The organism is Pseudomonas sp. UBA1879, from assembly GCF_002338065.1.
Lineage (GTDB): Bacteria > Pseudomonadota > Gammaproteobacteria > Pseudomonadales > Pseudomonadaceae > Aquipseudomonas.
The window spans coordinates 1-18,812 of the sequence record NZ_DDHJ01000015.1 but is presented as its reverse complement, the minus strand read 5'-3'; the positions used below and the strand labels follow the sequence as shown (position 1 = coordinate 18,812).

18 protein-coding genes and 2 pseudogenes are annotated in these 18,812 nt (G+C 59.7%); 9 read left to right on the top strand and 11 right to left on the bottom strand.

The features are described from left to right. Positions 1 to 113 precede the first annotated feature (113 nt). Complete coding sequence (locus B3N48_RS15230; RefSeq protein ID WP_414704245.1) at positions 114 to 1,151, top strand: hypothetical protein; 1,038 nt, start codon at positions 114 to 116, stop codon at positions 1,149 to 1,151. A gap of 365 nt (positions 1,152 to 1,516) precedes the next feature. Beyond that, positions 1,517 to 1,879, top strand: coding sequence for a histone-like nucleoid-structuring protein, MvaT/MvaU family (locus B3N48_RS15225; protein WP_296185067.1), 363 nt, complete (start codon positions 1,517 to 1,519; stop codon positions 1,877 to 1,879). A gap of 444 nt (positions 1,880 to 2,323) precedes the next feature. On the opposite strand, the gene B3N48_RS15220 is transcribed toward B3N48_RS15225, so the two are convergent. Then, positions 2,324 to 2,875 carry a DUF4946 domain-containing protein gene (locus B3N48_RS15220; RefSeq protein WP_296185066.1) on the bottom strand — a complete coding sequence of 184 codons (552 nt, stop codon included), beginning with the start codon at positions 2,873 to 2,875 and terminating at the stop codon, positions 2,324 to 2,326. Positions 2,876 to 3,023: 148 nt separating this feature from the next. On the opposite strand from B3N48_RS15220, the gene gloA reads away from it, so the two are divergent. Beyond that, positions 3,024 to 3,551 (top strand): lactoylglutathione lyase, encoded by a 528-nt coding sequence (gloA, locus tag B3N48_RS15215; RefSeq protein ID WP_296185065.1) that lies wholly within the window; start codon positions 3,024 to 3,026, stop codon positions 3,549 to 3,551. A 129-nt stretch (positions 3,552 to 3,680) separates the two neighbouring features. On the opposite strand, the gene ahpF is transcribed toward gloA, so the two are convergent. Together ahpF and ahpC are read right to left on the bottom strand one after the other, a co-directional pair. After that, positions 3,681 to 5,243: an alkyl hydroperoxide reductase subunit F gene (ahpF, locus tag B3N48_RS15210; protein WP_296185063.1), complete on the bottom strand. Its 1,563-nt coding sequence runs from the start codon at positions 5,241 to 5,243 to the stop codon at positions 3,681 to 3,683. 146 nt (positions 5,244 to 5,389) lie between these two features. Next, entirely contained in the window at positions 5,390 to 5,953 is a 564-nt protein-coding gene (gene ahpC, locus B3N48_RS15205; RefSeq protein ID WP_296185060.1) for an alkyl hydroperoxide reductase subunit C, read from the bottom strand. 318 nt (positions 5,954 to 6,271) lie between these two features. Between ahpC and B3N48_RS15200 the strand changes: the two genes are divergently transcribed. Next, on the top strand, positions 6,272 to 6,988 hold the full coding sequence (locus B3N48_RS15200) for a DNA-binding protein (RefSeq protein ID WP_296185057.1): 717 nt from the start codon (positions 6,272 to 6,274) through the stop codon (positions 6,986 to 6,988). Here the strand turns inward: B3N48_RS15200 and B3N48_RS15195 are convergent. The 3 genes and pseudogenes from B3N48_RS15195 to galU form a co-directional block, all read right to left on the bottom strand. Then, positions 6,985 to 8,637: pseudogene (locus B3N48_RS15195) on the bottom strand (ATP-binding protein); the annotation flags it as partial. The gene B3N48_RS15200 and the pseudogene B3N48_RS15195 sit on opposite strands and share 4 nt — an antisense overlap. A gap of 164 nt (positions 8,638 to 8,801) precedes the next feature. Continuing rightward, entirely contained in the window at positions 8,802 to 10,157 is a 1,356-nt protein-coding gene (gene gorA / locus B3N48_RS15190; RefSeq protein WP_296185055.1) for a glutathione-disulfide reductase, read from the bottom strand. 136 nt (positions 10,158 to 10,293) lie between these two features. Then, positions 10,294 to 11,136, bottom strand: a complete 843-nt coding sequence (galU, locus tag B3N48_RS15185) for a UTP--glucose-1-phosphate uridylyltransferase GalU (RefSeq protein WP_296185053.1) — start codon at positions 11,134 to 11,136, stop codon at positions 10,294 to 10,296. A gap of 359 nt (positions 11,137 to 11,495) precedes the next feature. Here galU and B3N48_RS15180 point away from each other — a divergent pair, with 359 nt between their 5' ends. Beyond that, positions 11,496 to 11,681: a hypothetical protein gene (locus B3N48_RS15180; RefSeq protein WP_296185051.1), complete on the top strand. Its 186-nt coding sequence runs from the start codon at positions 11,496 to 11,498 to the stop codon at positions 11,679 to 11,681. A 162-nt stretch (positions 11,682 to 11,843) separates the two neighbouring features. Then, positions 11,844 to 12,125, top strand: coding sequence for a hypothetical protein (locus B3N48_RS15175; protein WP_296185049.1), 282 nt, complete (start codon positions 11,844 to 11,846; stop codon positions 12,123 to 12,125). A 60-nt stretch (positions 12,126 to 12,185) separates the two neighbouring features. On the opposite strand, the gene B3N48_RS15170 is transcribed toward B3N48_RS15175, so the two are convergent. Continuing rightward, a complete protein-coding gene (locus tag B3N48_RS15170) occupies positions 12,186 to 12,542 on the bottom strand; it encodes a hypothetical protein (protein WP_296185048.1) in 357 nt (118 codons plus the stop codon). A 171-nt stretch (positions 12,543 to 12,713) separates the two neighbouring features. Here B3N48_RS15170 and B3N48_RS15165 point away from each other — a divergent pair, with 171 nt between their 5' ends. The 3 genes from B3N48_RS15165 (at position 12,714) to alkB (ending at position 13,961) form a co-directional block, all read left to right on the top strand. Then, positions 12,714 to 13,019, top strand: a complete 306-nt coding sequence (locus B3N48_RS15165) for a DUF1883 domain-containing protein (RefSeq protein ID WP_296185045.1) — start codon at positions 12,714 to 12,716, stop codon at positions 13,017 to 13,019. Between the two features lie 69 nt (positions 13,020 to 13,088). After that, positions 13,089 to 13,268: a hypothetical protein gene (locus B3N48_RS15160; protein WP_296185042.1), complete on the top strand. Its 180-nt coding sequence runs from the start codon at positions 13,089 to 13,091 to the stop codon at positions 13,266 to 13,268. Positions 13,269 to 13,283: 15 nt separating this feature from the next. Further along, a complete protein-coding gene (gene alkB / locus B3N48_RS15155; RefSeq protein WP_296186139.1) occupies positions 13,284 to 13,961 on the top strand; it encodes a DNA oxidative demethylase AlkB in 678 nt (225 codons plus the stop codon). Between the two features lie 204 nt (positions 13,962 to 14,165). On the opposite strand, the gene B3N48_RS15150 is transcribed toward alkB, so the two are convergent. The 4 genes and pseudogenes from B3N48_RS15150 to B3N48_RS15135 all read right to left on the bottom strand — a co-directional run. Then, positions 14,166 to 15,986, bottom strand: a complete 1,821-nt coding sequence (locus B3N48_RS15150) for a glycoside hydrolase family 15 protein (protein WP_296185040.1) — start codon at positions 15,984 to 15,986, stop codon at positions 14,166 to 14,168. A gap of 84 nt (positions 15,987 to 16,070) precedes the next feature. Then, positions 16,071 to 16,889, bottom strand: a complete 819-nt coding sequence (locus B3N48_RS15145; RefSeq protein WP_296185037.1) for an HAD family hydrolase — start codon at positions 16,887 to 16,889, stop codon at positions 16,071 to 16,073. Continuing rightward, positions 16,886 to 18,409, bottom strand: coding sequence for a glucose-6-phosphate dehydrogenase (gene zwf, locus B3N48_RS15140; protein WP_296185035.1), 1,524 nt, complete (start codon positions 18,407 to 18,409; stop codon positions 16,886 to 16,888). The genes B3N48_RS15145 and zwf overlap by 4 nt, the downstream gene beginning before the upstream one ends. Next, a pseudogene (locus tag B3N48_RS15135) lies at positions 18,409 to 18,812 on the bottom strand (6-phosphogluconate dehydrogenase (decarboxylating)); the annotation flags it as partial. The pseudogene B3N48_RS15135 and the gene zwf, both read right to left, overlap by 1 nt.

The window sequence follows — 18,812 nt, the reverse complement described above, 5'->3', positions numbered from 1 at the left end:
ACACCTGCCCGCGACTCCCCGAAGCTGCTGTCCACGCAAAAACGGAAACCGGTATGTCAAAAGCGTCTTCGCAGCACTCTCCACGGCACGCGCAGGTCCGACGCCGCTGGAAGATGGCGATTACAGCTGTCATCGTCGCGATGATCGTCGCCCTCGGGTTGCTCGTGCGCGCCTGGCACGCGCCGCCTCCACCGCCGGTCGTCAACCACAGTTATGCCGAAGCGCTGGAGCAGGCCCACGATGGCAAGCCTGGCGCTGCCCGAGTCCTCTATCAACAATTCAGCCGTACCGACCTTTCCGACATCCGCCGGGCCGGGCTGCTGGTCGAGCTGGCCAATTACCCCAGCGCGCAGGCACTGAAAATCCTCGACGTCGAGCTGAAGAACCACGTCCCGCTCGTGCAACAGGCGGCCATCGACACCGTCACGGCCATCGTCCCCGAGGCGCAACGCAGCGTGCTGGTTGGCCCCCTGCTCGACGACCCTGACCAAGGCGTGCGCTTTAGCGCCGTTCGCGCCTTGCTGGGCCTGTCGCCGGACGATGTCGGGTTGTATTACGGCGCGCTTCAGACCGCCGCCGAAGACTACGAAAGCACGCTCGTGTCACAACCTCCCAGCGGGCAAAGCCAGCTACAACTCGCCAGACTGTTCATCAATCGGGGCGACACCCACAAAGCCGCCGAGGCCCTCGACCTCGCCTTGAAACTGGAACCCAACAACATCCAGGTAGGCGTCGCACAAGTGCAGTTGCTGGATCAGCAAGGCGAATCGGACCGCTCCCGCCAGGCATTGGCGGTTTGGCAGGAGAAGCACCCCCGTTCTTCGCTGCTGCAACACGCGCTGGGCCAATGGCTGTTGCGGCACCACCAACATGAATACGCGTTGTTGGCCCTGGCCAAGGCAGTCGAGCTGGAACCGGAAAACACGGCGTATCGGCTCGACCTCGCTGTCGCATTGCACGATCTACAACAGCTTGAGCCTGCGCAGCGCCAGCTGGAAGACATCCTGCAGCGCCAACCGGCCAACCGCAGCGCGCGCACGCTGCTGATCCGATACTGGAAAGAAACCGGGCAATTGCAGAAGGTGCAGGTATTACTGGCCGAACTCGAGCAACTGAATCCTGATGACCCTGCGCTGCAACAGGGCCTATAGCAAACGGCGTCTGGCGTTATCGCATCAACGGCAGTTTCCATTAACACCCTAGTTTGAGAAATTACTTACAAACATTAGCGTCAACTCAGGTATGTCCTGTCAGACTCGGTTGAGATGTTGGCAAGTTTCAGAATTCAAATGCGCTTTGCCTATTTTCCAACTCGCAAAAAACGTGCATCATTTGCCCCGTAACGAATCACAACTACCCTGTCATCGATAGACAGCTGACTAACCCCCGTTAGTTTCTTCATCCGATGGCATCGTCACCGCACAGAAGGGTAGTCAAACAATGAGCACAAGGCTTTAATTACGTCCATGTTGCTTGCGTCGGGCTGACAACAGCCATTTACCGCCGGAGTACTATTTTGTCCAGACTTGCCGAGTTTCGCGCAGCAGAAAAAGCCCTTCAGGAACAGCTGGCTCAGCTGGAGAACCTGAAGAACGATGCCGGGTTGAAGAAAGAAATCGAATTCGAGCAGAAGCTTCAGGCCCTGATGACCAGCTACGACAAGAGCCTGCGGGATATCATCGCCATCCTCGATCCGAACCCGTCCGCTACCGCCGCTGCGCCCGCAGGCCCTAAACGCCGCCGCGCACGCGTAGTTAAGGTTTACCAAAACCCGCACACGGGCGAGTTGATCGAAACCAAAGGCGGCAATCATCGCGGCCTGAAGTCCTGGAAAGAACAATACGGCGCCGACACCGTGGACAGCTGGTTGCGTGGTTAATTGCCAGACCCTGGCGCGCGGAACCTTATAAACAAGCCCCTCATCAGGGGCTTGTTTATAAGCCGATTTGATAATGATAAAGATCTTTCCCATCACCCCGCCGTTAACCCCAAACCTGTCGCCTCGCTGAACAGAATGTATATCGCCAGGGCGGGCCAAAGGAGTTGTCTGATTGCGGCGCAATGACTTTCGCTGTACTCGCACGGCACTATTAATACAAAGCGGTAATGAGTAGGTATTATTACCCGGATTGATAGTAGGCCTAAAATTAGATGTTGATCCGGCTTCCCTTCAGGTGCCCATGCACCGGCACTCGCCGACCGGCTGCAAACTTCTTCACGTTTTTTTCACACCGACACCTAGAGGATGGAGGCTGCTAAAGGATTAGCGCCCCATGCCCGCTTCGGCGGGCTTCTTTATGCCCGCCGTTCATGCACCCTGTGATCAGGGCACTGCGTTCAGCCGCAGGCTGTCCCTGATTCGTAACACTTCCTCCTTGTTCGCGGCATAGCCATCGGCCGAGCCCGCGTAAGACAACGACCATGCCCTGTCTTTACTGGCCGCTGCTACCAGCGTCTGGGTCATGACATGCGCGCCGTTCTGAGTGATCGTGCACGTGGTTTCCTTGGCGGGCACTTCGCTCAGCGTGCTGTCCTTCATTTTCGTACACACGCTTTGAAAGCCGCCGCGCACGAAATTCACCTGAACCGCTTTGCGCATTTCCAGCAGGACCCCTTCCACGTTGACGTCATGCCCTGGCTGCAAGCGAGTCTGGGTCAGCTCAACGACCATGGCCGGGTCACCATTGTCATCATTCTTCACCGCCCTTTGCCGGATCTGAACCGATGGCCGGTCGGGATCGGAATCGGACGGCGGCAATGCTTCGACTTCCCAGTCACTGGGCCAGACGATCATCGCGTCGGCTGCCAGTGCAGCATGGCCGCCCGAGACCAGGCACACGCCGGTCAAAGCAAACGTACGAAACGTGGAGAGCATGGGAGATACCTGAACGTCGAGCCGCAAAGTGTGAGCCACAGACAACACGGCGACAAGGCCTGCCACGCGGTTCCTGCACGTTGAGGTATGGCTCAGCCATCATGTCCCGTATCATTGCGCAACATTTACAGGATCACTCGGAGTCACCATGAGTCTGCATGCACTGAACACCTTCCCGGGCGTCACCGCCCAGCCGGACGCCGCCACCGCGAAATTCGTGTTCAACCACACCATGTTGCGAGTCAAGGACATCACCGCGTCGCTGGATTTCTACACCCGTGTCCTGGGATTCAGCCTGGTGGAAAAACGCGATTTTCCTGAAGCCGAATTCAGCTTGTACTTTCTCGCGCTGGTCGACAAAGCACAGATCCCCGAAGACGACGCCGCGCGCAACGTCTGGATGAAAGGCATCCCGGGCATCCTGGAACTGACCCACAACCACGGCACTGAAAAAGACCCGGCGTTTGCTTACCACAATGGCAACGCCGACCCTCGTGGCTTTGGCCACATCTGCGTCTCCGTGCCTGACGTCCACGCCGCGTGTGCGCGTTTCGAGGCACTGGGCGTCGACTTCCAGAAACGCCTGACCGATGGCCGCATGAAAAGCCTGGCCTTCATCAAAGACCCGGATGGTTATTGGGTCGAGATCATTCAGCCGACGCCGGTGGCCGAGTAAAACAGAAACGCTGGGGCTGACACTGACCGTAGGAGCGGCTCCCGCAAGGTCATCGACAGGTCTGAAACGAAAAAAACCTCATGATCGCTCATGAGGTTTTTTCATTTCTGACGCTGACTCAGCGCAATGTCACGCCGGAGCGCTGGTGCGGATCAGGTGATCGAAGGCGCTCAGCGAGGCCTTGGCGCCCTCGCCCACCGCAATCACGATCTGCTTGTACGGCACAGTGGTGACGTCGCCCGCTGCAAAGATGCCCGGAATCGAGGTCTCGCCACGGTTGTCGATCAAGATCTCGCCACGAGGCGACAACTCGATGGTGCCTTTGAGCCATTCCGTGTTCGGCAGCAAACCGATCTGCACGAAGATCCCTTCCAGCTCGACATTGATCTCTTCGCCGGTGATGCGGTTCTTGTAGCGCAGGCCGTTGACTTTCTGTCCGTCGCCGGTCACTTCGCTGGTCAAAGCACTGGTCAGCACGGTGACGTTCGGCAAGCTGTGCAGCTTGCGCTGCAACACGGCATCGGCACGCAGCGAGCTGTCGAATTCCAGCAGGGTCACGTGGGACACGATCCCGGCCAGGTCAATCGCCGCTTCGACGCCGGAGTTGCCGCCACCGATGACCGCCACGCGCTTGCCTTTGAACAACGGGCCGTCGCAATGCGGGCAGTACGCCACGCCTTTGTTGCGGTATTGCTGCTCGCCGGGGACGTTCATTTCGCGCCAGCGGGCACCGGTCGCCAGAATCACGGTCTTGGCCTTCAGCACGCCACCACTGGCGAACTTGACCTGGTGCAGCGCGCCATCTTTGCCCGGAAGCAGCTGATCGCCGCGTTGCAGGTTCATGATGTCGACTTCGTATTCCTTGACGTGCTCTTCCAGGGCGACGGCCAGTTTCGGGCCTTCGGTGTGCTGCACCGAGATAAAGTTTTCGATCGCCATGGTGTCCAGCACCTGACCGCCGAAACGCTCAGCTGCGACACCGGTGCGAATGCCTTTACGCGCTGCATAGATCGCCGCTGCGGAGCCTGCAGGGCCACCGCCTACCACGAGGACGTCGAAGGCTTCTTTGGCGTTCAGTTTCTCAGCCTGGCGATCACCGGCGCTGGTATCGATCTTCGCCAGAATTTCTTCCAGATTCATGCGACCTTGAGCGAACAACTCGCCGTTCAGGTAGATGCTCGGCACCGACATGATTTGACGATCGGTGACTTCCTGCTGGAACAGACCGCCCTCGATGGCGACATGCTGCACGTTCGGATTGAGCACGGCCAACAGGTTCAGCGCCTGGACCACGTCAGGGCAGTTTTGGCAGGTCAGCGAAAAGTAGGTCTCAAACTTGAACTCACCGGTCAGGGAACGCGCCTGCTCGAGGGTGTCCTCGGTGGCTTTGGACGGGTAGCCGCCGACTTGCAGGAGCGCCAGCACCAGCGAGGTGAATTCGTGACCCATTGGCAGACCGGCAAAGCGCAACTTGATGTCCTGACCCGGGCTGTTCAGGGCGAAGGATGGCGTGCGGGCATCGGTGCCGTTGGTGTCGAGGGTGATCTGGTGGGAGCTGCTGACGATGTCGTTCAGCAGGGCCAGCATTTCCTGGGATTTTGCGCCGTCATCGAGGGACGCGACGATCTCGATTGGGCGAGTGATCCGCTCCAGGTACGATTTCAATTGAGCTTTAAGATTGGCGTCCAACATGATTCGGCTTCCTTTTCTTGGCATTCAGGGTCTGAACTGCAGTGCTTGAAATAAAAACGCCCAGGCGTTGACCGCCCGGGCGTTTTTTGGGGGCGATGCGGTTTACGTGCTTATGGGCTCATCGCCCCCAGTCCTGACATGAGGACTTAGATCTTGCCGACCAGGTCCAGGGAAGGCGCCAGGGTAGCCTCGCCTTCTTGCCACTTGGCTGGGCACACTTCGCCCGGGTGAGCAGCAACGTATTGAGCCGCTTTGATTTTGCGCAGCAGCTCGGAAGCGTCACGGCCAACACCGCCGTCGTTCAGTTCAACGATTTTGATCTGACCTTCTGGGTTGATCACGAATGTACCGCGGTCAGCCAGGCCAGCTTCTTCGATCAGCACGTCGAAGTTACGGGAGATGGTCAGGGTTGGGTCACCAATCATGGTGTACTGGATTTTGCCGATGGCTGGCGAGGTGTTGTGCCAGGCAGCATGAGCAAAGTGAGTGTCAGTGGACACGGAGTAGATCTCAACGCCCAGTTTCTGGAAGGCGTCGTAGTTGTCAGCCAGGTCTTCCAGCTCAGTCGGGCAGACGAAAGTGAAGTCGGCTGGGTAGAAGAACACCACAGACCATTTGCCTTTCAGGTCAGCATCCGAAACTTCAACGAAAGCGCCGTTTTTGAAAGCAGTAGCTTTGAACGGTTTTACTTGGCTGTTAATGATAGGCATCGGGTGAATCTCCTTAGGGGTTTGTAGAAAGAATGCATTTAAATTCGATGGGGAGGATCTTACGCACAATCACCGAGCAGGGCTCATTGGCAAACCTCATGTCAGTCATTTGTTTTCGCTATGAACTGACACTCTACATAGAAGAAATCAGTGACAGCTTGGCGACGTCTCCACGCCCGAATTCGCGCCCAGCCTACTCAGTTCACCCATCGATGTTCAACCCGCCGCAGACAACCCTCATAAACTCAGGCAAACTCCCGCGGCTTTGATGGTACGTAACAGGCGGTACGTATCCGTTCCATTTTTTCAGGAGCTCGCATGGCCCGCAGCGGGATAAACAAGGCAGATGTACAGGCTGCACGCGCGGCGATCATCGCCCGCGGTGAAAATCCGAGCATCGACGCGATACGTATCGAAATGGGCAATACCGGCTCCAAGTCCACCATCCATCGGCTGATGCGCGAGTTGGACAGTCCGAGCCCCGAAACGCCTGTGACACCTGTCGACGATGAGTTGAACGGTCTGGTGGCTCGGCTAGCACGGCGATTGAGGGAGCAGGCGCAGGAACAGATCGACGAAGCCCAGGCCCGACTCGACGCCGAGAAAAAAACGATGGAGGACGCGATGGCCAGCGTCGAACGTCGTTTGAACGACCTGATCGAGCGTCACGCCGCGCAGACCACCAAACTGGGTACTCAGACCGCGACATTGCTGGCAACCCAGAAAGACCTGCATGCCGAGCAGCGAAAGAACGCACAACTGACTCAGGCAGCCCACGACAGCGCCGCTCGGCTGCAAGACAAAGATGGACAGATCGATGCCCTCAAGGCGCAACATCTGCAGGCCCACACGCAATGCGCGCTGCTGCAGGAACGTTTGCAGAACGCGCTGAACGAAGCCGAGAAGATTCAGGAGCGGCTGACCGAGCGCGACCAACAGAATCGCGTGCTGGAGCTGATTCTGATCAAAACCGAGGTCGCGCTGGAGAACTTGCGCGCAGGCCGCGCCGATGCCCAGGACGCGGTGGAGGGCTAAGGCGCCTCGCCGGGAGTCTCGATCAATACGCGCACCCGCTGCGCCAGGTCATCGATGCTGAAGGGCTTGGTCAGCATGTCCATGCCCTGCTCCAGAAAGTCGCTGCGTACTTGAGCATTGCGGGCATAGCCAGTCATGAACAGCACCCGCAAGTGGGGACGATGTTGGCGGGCAATCTCTGCCAGCTGCCTGCCGTTCATGCCTGGCAAGCCCACATCGGTCACCAGCAGATCGATCCGACCCAGGTCCTGCAAATAGGGCAACGCAGACGGCCCATCGGCGGCGACGTCCACCAAGTAGCCCAGCTCGCGCAGTACGTCCACCACCAGCATCCGCACGTCGGGCTCGTCTTCCACCACCAGGATCCGCTCGCCCTGCCCCGCCCGTGGCGCGGCGGCATCTTCTGCTGCAGGCAACTGCCTGCCGGTGGACTCGAAATGGCAGGGCAAATACAGATCGATACGCGTGCCACGGCCTTCTACGCTGTCGATCCGGACATGGCCGCCCGTCTGGTTAATGAAGCCGTACACCATTGATAACCCGAGGCCCGTGCCCTGGCCGATCGGCTTGGTGGTGAAAAAAGGGTCGAACGCCCGGGCGATGACCTCGGCGGACATCCCGGTGCCCGTGTCCTGCACACTGAGCCGCACGTAATCCCCCGGCGTCAGCGTCTCCTGGAAGACGGCGACGTGAATGACCTCGGTCTGAATCAGCAGCCGACCGCCTTCCGGCATGGCATCTCGGGCGTTGATCACCAGATTCAGCAGCGCGTTTTCCAGTTGGTGCTCATCGGTATTGGTCAAGTGGAGCGCGCTGTTCAGGTCGATCTCCAGCTCGATGCTCTCGCCCACGGTCCGACGCACCAACTCCTCCATCGACACCACCATCTGGTTGACGTCCACGGGGCGCGGGTCGAGGGATTGCCGCCGGGCGAACGCCAGCAGGCGATGAGTCAACGAGGCAGCGCGATTGGCCGAGCTCATGGCGGCTTCGATGTAGCGGTCGATTTCCGCCACCCGCCCCGCCGCGACACGCCGCTGAATCAGGTCCAGCGCGCCCAGCACGCCGGTCAGCATGTTGTTGAAGTCATGGGCGATGCCACCGGTCAGTTGGCCGATGGCGTCCATTTTCTGAGCGTGACGCAACGCCTCTTCGGCCTGCGCCCGTTCGCCGATCTCCACCTGCAAGCGCTCGTTGATTTCGGCCAGTTCACGGGTGCGCTCTGCCACGCGACGTTCGAGGCTTTCGTTGAGCTCACGCAACGCGTCTTCGGCGCTGACTTGAGCGGTAACATCGGTGCTGGTGCCCAGCCAGTAGGTGATCGCGCCCTGATCGTTGCGAATGGGCAATGCACGGCACAGGAACCAACGATACAGTCCGTCCTTGCCCCGCAGCGGAAAGGTGTCTTCCCAGATCGAGCCGGTGGCAAAACAGCGACGCATGCGCGTGTCCACACGCTCCAGATGGTCCGGGTGGTGCAGCGAACGCCAACCCAGCGCCATCATCGCCTCATGGGACGTCCCCGTGTAGCTGTACCAACGGGCGTTGTACCAATAGATTTTCCCGGCGGGATCGGCGATCCACGCCAGCTGACTCATGTTGTCGGCGAGGGTGCGGAATTGGCGCTCGCTCTCGCGCAATGCCTCAGGCCCCGCCGGCAACTGATCGTCGGCGCTCTGGTCATCAGTGGCATTGCCGTCAGGCGCGATAGGATTCAAGGGCATGGATGCCGGAAAGCTCTTGCTGGTCAAAACGGGTCCATCCTTCAACGATTGCAGGTCCGTGCCTCATCCATGAGGCCGGGAATCAAACACTAGCGGGTGACGGTGCGCATGGTAACGAACTCTTCTGCGGCCGTCGGGTGCACGCCTATGGTGTCGTCGAAAATCTGCTTGGTGGCGCCGGCCTTGATGGCGATCGCCATGCTCTGAATGATCTCGCCAGCATCCGGCCCGACCATGTGGCAGCCCAGCACGCGGTCCGTCTTGGCATCGACCACCAGCTTCATCAGCGTGCGCTCCTGATTGTCGGTCAGGGTCAACTTCATCGGACGGAAACGGCTCTCGAATATCTGCACATCGTAGCCGCCTTTTTTCGCTTCTTCCTCGGTCAGCCCGACAGTGCCGATATTGGGCAAGCTGAAGACGGCCGTGGGTATGTGACGATAATCGACCGGACGATATTGCTCCGGCTTGAACAGCCGCCGCGCCACAGCCATGCCCTCGGCGAGGGCGACCGGCGTGAGCTGTACGCGGCCGATGATGTCACCGATGGCGATGATCGACGGCTCGCTGGTCTGGTAGTTGTCGTCGACCTTGATGAAGCCTTTGTCATCGAGTTCGACGTTAACGGTTTCCATGCCCAGGTTGTCGAGCATCGGGCGGCGCCCGGTGGCGTAGAACACGCAATCGGTGTTGAAGGGGGTGCCGTCGTTGAGGGTCAGGTCGAGGGTACCATCAGCGCGTTTGTCGATTTGCTCGATCTGCGTGTTGAAGCGCAGCGTCATGCCGTGTTTGGTCAACTCGTCTCGCAAATGCTCCCGTACGCCGCCGTCGAAACCCCGCAGGAACAGCTCGCCGCGGTACATCAGCGTGACGTCGCTGCCCATGCCATTGAAGATGGACGCGAATTCCACTGCGATGTAGCCGCCACCGACTACCACCACCCGCTTCGGCAATTCCTTCAGGAAAAACGCTTCGTTGGACGTAATGGCGTGCTCGCGACCGGGAATATCCGGGATTTGTGGCCAGCCGCCGGTGGCGATCATGATGTGCTCGGCGGTATGCACCTGGCCGTTGATTTCGACTTCATGAGGCCCGCGCAATCGGGCATGACCTTCCATCAGCGTGACGCCGCTGTCATTCAGCAACTTGCGATAGATGCCGTTGAGCCGGCTGATTTCCTGATTCTTGTTGGCAATCAGGTGAGCCCAGTCGAATTCAGGTGCTCCTACGGTCCAGCCGAAGGACTTGGCATTCTCGAAGTCCTCGGAAAAATGCGCGCCGTACACCAGCAATTTTTTCGGTACGCAACCGACGTTGACGCAGGTGCCGCCCAGATAGCGGCTTTCGGCGACCGCGACACGGGCGCCGAAACCGGCAGAAAAACGCGCGGCACGCACACCCCCGGAACCGGCACCGATGACGAAAAGGTCGAAGTCGTAGCTCATAATGTCTCCTTGGCAGGAGGGCTAGCATAACCGCTCCAGCGCGCGCGGCAAGGGCTCGAAGATAGAAACGACAAAGCCACCCGAAGGTGGCTTTGTGCTGCGATACAGAGCGCCGAAGGTTATCGGCACAGCGTCATCACTGAGTGGACTTACCGGTTTTGTAGAAGTGTTCGAAGCAGAAGTTGGTGGCCTCGACGTAACCTTCAGCGCCACCGCAGTCAAAGCGTTTGCCCTTGAATTTGTAAGCCAGAACGTTGCCTTCAGCGGCCTGCTTCATCAGGGCGTCAGTGATCTGGATTTCCCCGCCTTTGCCTGGCTCGGTCTGTTCGATTTTCTCGAAGATGTCCGGAGTCAGGATGTAACGGCCAATGATCGCCAGGTTCGACGGCGCGTCTTCCGGCTTTGGCTTCTCGACCATGTCAGTCACGCGGAACAGACCGTCTTTGATTTCCTCACCGGCGATCACCCCGTACTTGTTGGTCTCGTTCGGATCGACTTCTTGGATGGCCACGATCGAGCACTTGTATTGCTTGTGCAGCTTGACCATTTGCGCCAGCACGCCTTCGCCATCGAGGTTGACGCACAAGTCATCCGCCAACACCACGGCGAACGGCTCGTTGCCAATCAGCGGACGGCCGCTGAGGATGGCGTGACCCAGGCCCTTCATTTCGGTCTGACGCGTGTAGGAAAAGCTGCATTCGTCGATCAGACGACGGATACCGACCAGGTATTTCTCTTTGTCGGTGCCCTTGATCTGGTGCTCCAGCTCGTAGCTGATGTCGAAGTGGTCTTCCAGGGCGCGCTTGCCGCGACCGGTCACGATGGAGATTTCGTTTAAACCCGCAGCCAGTGCTTCCTCTACGCCGTACTGGATCAGTGGCTTGTTAACAACTGCCAGCATCTCTTTGGGCATGGCTTTGGTCGCTGGCAAAAAGCGAGTGCCGTAACCGGCTGCAGGGAACAAGCATTTCTTGATCATATGAGTCCTTGATGGGGCTGGGGGTGTTGCGGCGCAGTCTAATCAGGAGGCGATCACCTTACAATGCCCCGCCACTGGCCGATTCGATGTCTTGGTAGAGGAGCAGCCGCGCAGATAGTTCCGCACCGCGTTCCGTACGTTTTTTTGATGACGCCACCCCGACACCTCGGCAGCGGACGGCTGCGCCGAACGAGAGAGTGACCCCTTCACCGTCCTGACCTCATTCGTTCGAGGGATCCCTCCCTCGAAACCGCCATTGAACGACACTTCAGAGCGTAGACGCGAAGATCCGGGTGCGTAGGAAAATAATGCGGTTACGCCGTATCATGCGCGCCTGAATCACTTATCGAGATGGATCGATGTCGGAAGTCAAAAGCGTTAACGGTTACCAGATCAAGAAGCTGCAGGACGGCCAGTGGTGGTTGGTGGGCCACGATCAAGAAGCCGTGGCAGGCCCTTTCACGAGCGAAAGCAGCGCCGTTGAAGTGGCCTCGGTGTTTCAGGACACCCCAGCGCCACGTCGTCGCGCTGACAAAAAATCCTGATGTGAGCGGGTCGTTCGGCACACGCTCGTAACGCACGAACGACAACGCTTCAGGGTGCCCTGGAACAGAAAAATGTTTTGGTGATGCCGGAACGATGGCACAACCCCTCAGTCAGACAGAGGCTGATTATTCAACCCCGGCCCTCATCGTGAAGCATTTGAAATGACCAAGATCCTGTTTGTCCTTGTCGTATTGGGCCTGACCGGCTGCGCCACCGCGCAAAGCACTTACCTGAAGAACGGCAAGCAGGCCCTGAGCATCGACTGCTCGGGCGAAGCCATGTCCTGGGCCGCTTGCTATGAAAAGGCCGACGCCTCGTGCGCGGGCACCGGCTACAACATCGTCAGCACCAACGGCACACCGCAGCCTAAGGAAGACGACAAGACGCTGGGTGTCGACGTCGGCAACTACAAGACACGCACCGTATTGGTGATGTGCAAGTAAACGACGCGGATATTGGCGCGTCGCTTACCGAGCGTCCAGTTACGACCCAGCCTGCCTAACTCACTCGCCCGAGATGCAGGCCGTGACTGCATGCTGTATGTCCTTGGGCCGCAACGGGTTGTTGCCGCCGTCCTCGAACAGCTTGATCGAACTTCCGCCCGAACGTTTCTCGATGACAACGATAGCGGTCGGCGTTCCACTGGAGAATTTCTGCGGGACGATCACGCGCAGGCCTTCCTTATGAGGTTCGACTTGCGGGGGCGTGCGACTGTCTGAAATTCTGGCGACGAAGCACTCGGCGTACTCCTGAGGATTTTTCCCCGACATCACGCTCATCGTCGCGGGCGTGTGTTCGATGTCAGCGACACTGGCGCAGCCTGTCATCGCCAACGCCAACATTACAACAGCCAGTTTCATACAATCCCTCCAGTAAAGGTGCTACGACAAGCCGGGTTTCGATTAAATCCCGAACGCTTGCATTTTATTTCGTCACCCGAGCCGCAATAAAAGTCGGCGTCGCGCTCAACCTGACGACGGTCCGTGCTATCGTTTCGCGTTTTCGAGAATGCCCTGTCTCCGGAGACACCCATGAAATTCGTACACCAGCGCGAGCACCTCAATGAAGACGACCTGGTCGTCATCGAGTGCTCCCAGCTCTGCAACATCCGCCTGATGAGCGACGCGAATTTCCGCAGCTTCAAGAATGGCGGCCGCCACACTTACCACGGCGGCGCGTTCGACCGCTTCCCGGCCAAGATTGCCGTGCCCAGCACCGGTTTCTGGAACATCACCATCGACACCGCCGGGCGCAAGATGGACAGCCATGGGGGCCGCAAGACCACGTTCACTCACTCGATCAAGATCGTGCGACGTTCGTCTTCACGCTTGAGTTGAGCATTCCAGCACACGCTGCGTGAAAGCTTCGTTCATCCCACCTGCTTCAGCCGTTCAAGGAACCTCGCCATGACGACCACCACTTCCGTCGTGAAATATGCCATCAGCTATAAGCTCAATGGCGAACGCCGTTTCGAGTTTGCCCTGCTGCAATCCCCTTCCGCTGAAGAAGCGCGGGCCGCCCTGCAAAAAATGCACAGCGGCAGCGATGACGTGATCAGCGATGTGAAGGTCAGCAAGGCGCTGTAATCGGAATTCCTGATGATGCACCGCAAAGGCACCCTGCCCACGACCCTGGATCTGTTCGCGGACGACGCGCCCCAGCCACCCGCCACTGAACGAATTGGCCCGCGTTCCTGGGTGCTGCGAAGCTTCGCTCTGCCGCTGATCGACCGGCTGCTGCCCGCCCTCGACAGCGTGTTGGCCCAGGCGCCCTTTCGCCACATGGTCACCCCCGGCGGTCACACCATGTCAGCAGCGTTGAGCAGCTGCGGCAGCTTCGGCTGGATCACCAGCCCGCGAGGCTATGCCTATTCGAGCATCGACCCTCAGACCGGTCAGCCCTGGCCCGCAATGCCCGAGGTGTTTTTCGAACTGGCGCAGCAGGCAGCGGATGCGGCGGGTTTCCCGGGGTTTGTGCCCGATGCGTGTTTGATCAATCGGTATATCCCCGGCGCGAAAATGTCACTGCATCAAGACAAGGATGAACAGGCGTATGAATGGCCCGTGGTCTCGGTCTCACTGGGCATTCCGGCGATGTTTCTGTTCGGCGGGCTGGCACGAAACGATGCTACTCAGCGGGTACCGTTGTTCCATGGCGATGTGGTGGTGTGGGGCGGCGAAGATCGTCTGCGCTTCCACGGCGTAATGCCGATCAAACAGGCTGAGCATCCGCAATTGGGCGAACAGCGGATCAATTTCACGTTTCGTAAGGCGCGTTGACGACCGCCACGATGGCGCCAACCTTGCGAGACGCCGCAGGCAGTTCACGGGGTGGGGGACGTCGGAGGTACGACGGCAGCGACGACGGTCTGTCAGCTCGCCTATCTGCCGCTGATCCACCGCTGTCGCTGCCGTCGTACCTCCGGCGTCTCCTACAGGGTCTTCGGCGCGGGTATCCCGCGCCATTTTCCAATGGGCCCTCACTTAACCAACCACAGCGTCCGACTCCGCCGTCGCGCGGGTTTTTACCGGGCAAATCACCCGGTGCAGGTTCAGCGCGGTGTTGATGATGCCGATATGGCTGAACGCCTGAGGGAAGTTGCCCAGCATGCGGCCTTCCCGCGGGTCGTATTGCTCGGCCAGCAGGCCCAGGTCATTGCACAGCCCGCACAGGCGATCGAACAACTCGCACGCCTCTTCGTCACGCCCTTGCAGCACGTAAACGTCGGCTAGCCAGAATGAGCAGACCAGGAACGTCCCTTCGCTTCCTGACACGCCATCGGTGCTGCGTTCGCTGTCGTAGCGCAACAGCAAGCCGTCCTGCATCAGGGTCTGTTCGATTTGCGCAACGGTGCCGGTCACGCGAGGATCGTCCACCGGCAAAAACCCAGTCAGGGCGATCTGCAGCAGACTGGCGTCCAATGCCTTGCCACCGTAGGTTTGCACGAAACTGCCGAGATCGGCGTCGTAGCCGTGGGCGCAGACGTCGGCATGAATCTCGTCGGCGATCTGTCGATAGTGGCGCCCCCGCTCGCGATCTTCAGGATTGTCGCTTTGGGCCAGCACCCCCGCATTACGATCGAACGACACCCAAGCCATGACCTTGGAATGCGTGAAGTGCCTGGGCTCGGAGCGGATTTCCCAGATCCCGGCGTCCGGCAGATGCCAGACCTTCTCAAGGAACGGCATGATCACTTTCTGGATTTCCGTGCTGCGAGGCAGACGCGGCAAGCCACTTTTGAGGGCCTGAGTCATGGCGTCCGCCACTTCCCCATAGACGTCCAGTTGCATTTGCGTCGCCGCGGCGTTGCCGATGCGCACCGGGCGCGAGTGTTCGTAGCCGCTCAGCCAGGGCAACTGATATTCCGGCAAACGCCGCTCGCCGCCCAGGCCATACATGATCTGCACCTGCTCAGGGTTGCCCGCCACCGAACGCAACAGCCAGTTACGCCAGGCCGTGGCTTCTTCGTAGTAGCCCAGATTCATGAACGCCAGCAACGTCATGGTCGCATCGCGCAACCAGCAGAAGCGGTAATCCCAGTTGCGTTCGCCCCCCAGTTGTTCGGGCAGCGACGTGGTTACCGCGGCGACGATGCCACCTGTGGGCGCATAGGTCATGGCTTTCAGGGTGACCAATGAGCGCTTGACCTGATCGGTCCAGGGGCCGACATCCGGGCAGCGATCCGAGAACTCACGCCAGAAACCTTCGGTCTGCGCCAATGCCGCTTCCAAATCGAAGGCCTCGCGCACAGGCTCATGGGAAGCCTGCCAAGACAAGCCGAAACCCAGTCGCTGTCCAGCCTCGACCGTAAACCGGCTCTCCGTGTGATGGTCCATCGGGTGCAATTCGGAAGGCGTGCGCAACACCAGCATTTCCGGGCCGGCGACCGCCGTCATGGTGTGGGGCTCGCGCTTTTCGACCCAAGGCACGGTGCTGCCGTAATCGAAGCGAATTGCCAGGTCCATCGCGAAATCGACCCGCCCTTCAAGGCCGATCACGATACGCACCACACTGCTGTCTTCGGCCATGGGCATGAAGTCCACCAGCAAGGCGGAGCCGGTGTCGGTGGTGAAGGTGGTTTCGAGAATCAGCGTGCCGTCGCGGTAGCGGCGCCGGGACGTGGCGTTGCAGTCGGTGGGAGCGATTTTCCAGCGGCCATTATCGCTGTCGCCTAAAAGCGCGGAAAAACAGGCAGGAGCGTCGAATCGGGGGAAACACAGCCAGTCCAGTGACCCGTCGCGAGCCACCAGCGCTGCTGTGCGGCAGTTGCCGAGCAGCGCATAGTCTTCGATCAATACAGCCATGGGGTGCAGGTCCCTTCTGGTGTCTTTGGGAGAGAGGCTCGGCCGCTCGACGTATCGATCGGCCGCCGCCCGCTGCCACGCCGATCAGCGCGGCAGGATATAACGTTCGATGGCCGTGGCGACGCCGTCCTCCAGGTTGCTGCCGGTCACATGATCGGCATGGTGCTTGACCTCGGCTTCAGCCTGCCCCATGGCAATCGACAGCCCTGCGCGCAGGAACATCGCCACGTCGTTGCCGGCATCGCCGATGGCCGCCGTCTGGGCGAGCGCTACTCCCAACGTTTCCGCTAGGGATTGCAGCGCCGTGCCTTTGTTGGCATCGAGTGCCGTGACATCGAGGTAATAGGCCTGGGATCGGGCCGCTCGCGCGGTGTCGGCGATCAATGGGTTGAGCCGCATCTCCAGCCGCTTGAGCAGTTCGAAATCCTTGCTGGCGGCGACAATCTTGTCGATCCGATCGAGGTAGTCATCAAAGTGATCGACCTTGACGAAGTCGTAACCCAGCGTATTGCGCTCATGCTCGACGTAATCCCCGTGGGGGTCGACGAGCAGCCATTGATCGTCGGCAAACACCCACACCGCCACCTGCTCACCGGCGAACAGGTCGAGGCTGGTGCGCGCGGCCTGAGGGTCGATGCGATGAGCCTTCAGCAGACTGCCGTCAGGGTTAATGATATTGGCGCCATTGAATGCCACCGTCGGCAGGTCGATGCCCAGGGCTTCTATCTGCCGGCGCATCGCGCGAGGCGGCCGGCTGCTCGCCACCGAGAATTGAATCCCGGCGGCTTGCAGCTGGCGTATGGCGTCGATGTTGGCTTGGCTCAAGCTGTGATCGGGCCGCAGCAACGTGCCATCGATGTCCGACAGCATGAACCGGATGAGGGGCTGCGTGGCTGCACTCATCCGAGGCGCTGCCAAATGCGGCCGTCACGGGCCAGCAACTCATCGGCGGCGGCAGGGCCATCCTCGCCGGCCTGATGAGGCTCGACGTGGGGATCCTTGGCCCAGGCATCAATGAACGGCTGCACCGCGCGCCAGCCGTTTTCGATGTTGTCGGCGCGCTGGAACAGGGTCTGATCGCCGGTCAGGCAGTCGTAGATGAGAGTTTCATAGCCGGTCGACGGCTGCATTTCGAAGAAGTCCTTGTAGGCGAACCCCAGCTCAATGGTTTGCATATCCAGCGTCGGCCCGGGCTTTTTGGCTTGCAGGTCGAACCACATGCCTTCGTCAGGCTGGATCTGGATTTTCAGGAAGTTCGGCGCTACCCGATCCACGTCGGTGTCGCGGAATTGTGCATACGGCGCGGGCTTGAAGCAGATGGCGATCTCCGTGTCACGCACGCTCATGCGCTTGCCGGTGCGCAGGTAGAATGGCACGCCCATCCACCGCCAGTTGTCGACCATGACTTTGAGCGCGACATAGGTCTCGGTCGTGCTGTCTTCCGCGACCCGGTCTTCCTGACGGTAGCCGGGCACGCTTTTGCCATTGACGGTGCTCTCGGTGTATTGGCCACGCACCGAGTTGGCCAGGGCTTCCATCTCCGACCAGGGCCGAACGGCGCCAATCACCTTGGCTTTTTCACCGCGCACCGCATCAGCGCCAAACGCCGCAGGCGGCTCCATGGCCACCATCGCCAGCAGCTGGAACAGATGATTAGGCACCATGTCCCGCAACGCGCCGGTGGTTTCATAGAAACTGCCGCGCGTCTCGACACCCACGGTTTCGGCCGCGGTGATCTGCACGTGATCGATGTAATGGTTGTTCCAGAACGATTCGAACAGACCGTTGGAGAAACGGCTGACCAGAATGTTCTGCACCGTCTCCTTGCCCAGGTAATGGTCAATTCGGTAGATCTGCTTCTCGCTCATCACCTTCAACAAGCAATTGTTCAGCGCGACCGCACTTGGCAGGTCGTGACCGAACGGCTTTTCGATCACCACGCGACGGAAATGATCCTCGCCCTCCACCATCAGGCCAGACGAGCCAAGCCGCTGAGTCACTTCGCTGAAAAAACGCGGCGCGGTCGCCAGGTAGAACACGGCATTATTGGTGCCCGTGCTCTTGATCTTGTCGTCGATGGCCGTGTACGTGGCGTCGTCGAGAAAATCCCCGGTGATGTAAGTGATGCGTTTGGCCAGGCTGCCCCACAACGCCGGGTCCAGCGGATCCTTGCCACCTTCGGCGACCTTGCTGGCTGCCTCCTGACGGATAAAGTCCTCGAGCTTTTTGGCGAAGTCGGCATCGCTGACGGTGTTGTGGTCAACCCCGACGATGTGCAGGTCCTCGCCTACCAGTCCGTCACGGAACAGGTTATAGAGGGCCGGCATCAACAGCCGTTTGACCAGGTCGCCGTGGGCGCCGAACAGGAACAGCGTGGTCGCCGGAGCGACCGGGGCCTTTTGCTTGCTTCGGGTCAAACCCATTATTTTGGTTCCTTATGACCACCAAAACCGAAACGCATGGCGGAGAGCATCTTGTCGCCATACGTGCTTTGTTGACGGGAGCGGAAGCGGGCGAACAAGGACGTGGACAGCACTGGCACCGGCACCGCCTGCTCCATGGCAGCCTCGATGGTCCAGCGGCCTTCACCGCTGTCGGCCACGGAGCCGGAGTAGGCATTGAGCTGTGGGTCGGTGGCCAGCGCATCGGCGGTCAGGTCCAGCAGCCAGGACGACACGACGCTGCCGCGACGCCAGACTTCAGCGATATCGCCCAGGTTCAGATCGAAGCGCTGGTCTTCCGGCAGGTTTTCCGAGTTCTTGGTCTTGAGAATGTCGAAGCCTTCGGCGAAGGCCTGCATCATTCCGTACTCGATGCCGTTGTGGA

Coding starts and splice junctions, on each gene's coding strand:
- B3N48_RS15180 (WP_296185051.1), top strand. CDS start 11,496: ATGTCGGAAGTCAAAAGCGTTAACGGTTACCAGATCAAGAAGCTGCAG.
- zwf (WP_296185035.1), bottom strand. CDS start 18,409: ATGGGTTTGACCCGAAGCAAGCAAAAGGCCCCGGTCGCTCCGGCGACC.
- B3N48_RS15165 (WP_296185045.1), top strand. CDS start 12,714: ATGAAATTCGTACACCAGCGCGAGCACCTCAATGAAGACGACCTGGTC.
- B3N48_RS15170 (WP_296185048.1), bottom strand. CDS start 12,542: ATGAAACTGGCTGTTGTAATGTTGGCGTTGGCGATGACAGGCTGCGCC.
- galU (WP_296185053.1), bottom strand. CDS start 11,136: ATGATCAAGAAATGCTTGTTCCCTGCAGCCGGTTACGGCACTCGCTTT.
- ahpF (WP_296185063.1), bottom strand. CDS start 5,243: ATGTTGGACGCCAATCTTAAAGCTCAATTGAAATCGTACCTGGAGCGG.
- B3N48_RS15175 (WP_296185049.1), top strand. CDS start 11,844: ATGACCAAGATCCTGTTTGTCCTTGTCGTATTGGGCCTGACCGGCTGC.
- B3N48_RS15230 (WP_414704245.1), top strand. CDS start 114: ATGGCGATTACAGCTGTCATCGTCGCGATGATCGTCGCCCTCGGGTTG.
- B3N48_RS15145 (WP_296185037.1), bottom strand. CDS start 16,889: ATGAGTGCAGCCACGCAGCCCCTCATCCGGTTCATGCTGTCGGACATC.
- alkB (WP_296186139.1), top strand. CDS start 13,284: ATGCACCGCAAAGGCACCCTGCCCACGACCCTGGATCTGTTCGCGGAC.
- gorA (WP_296185055.1), bottom strand. CDS start 10,157: ATGAGCTACGACTTCGACCTTTTCGTCATCGGTGCCGGTTCCGGGGGT.
- B3N48_RS15160 (WP_296185042.1), top strand. CDS start 13,089: ATGACGACCACCACTTCCGTCGTGAAATATGCCATCAGCTATAAGCTC.
- gloA (WP_296185065.1), top strand. CDS start 3,024: ATGAGTCTGCATGCACTGAACACCTTCCCGGGCGTCACCGCCCAGCCG.
- ahpC (WP_296185060.1), bottom strand. CDS start 5,953: ATGCCTATCATTAACAGCCAAGTAAAACCGTTCAAAGCTACTGCTTTC.
- B3N48_RS15200 (WP_296185057.1), top strand. CDS start 6,272: ATGGCCCGCAGCGGGATAAACAAGGCAGATGTACAGGCTGCACGCGCG.
- B3N48_RS15150 (WP_296185040.1), bottom strand. CDS start 15,986: ATGGCTGTATTGATCGAAGACTATGCGCTGCTCGGCAACTGCCGCACA.
- B3N48_RS15220 (WP_296185066.1), bottom strand. CDS start 2,875: ATGCTCTCCACGTTTCGTACGTTTGCTTTGACCGGCGTGTGCCTGGTC.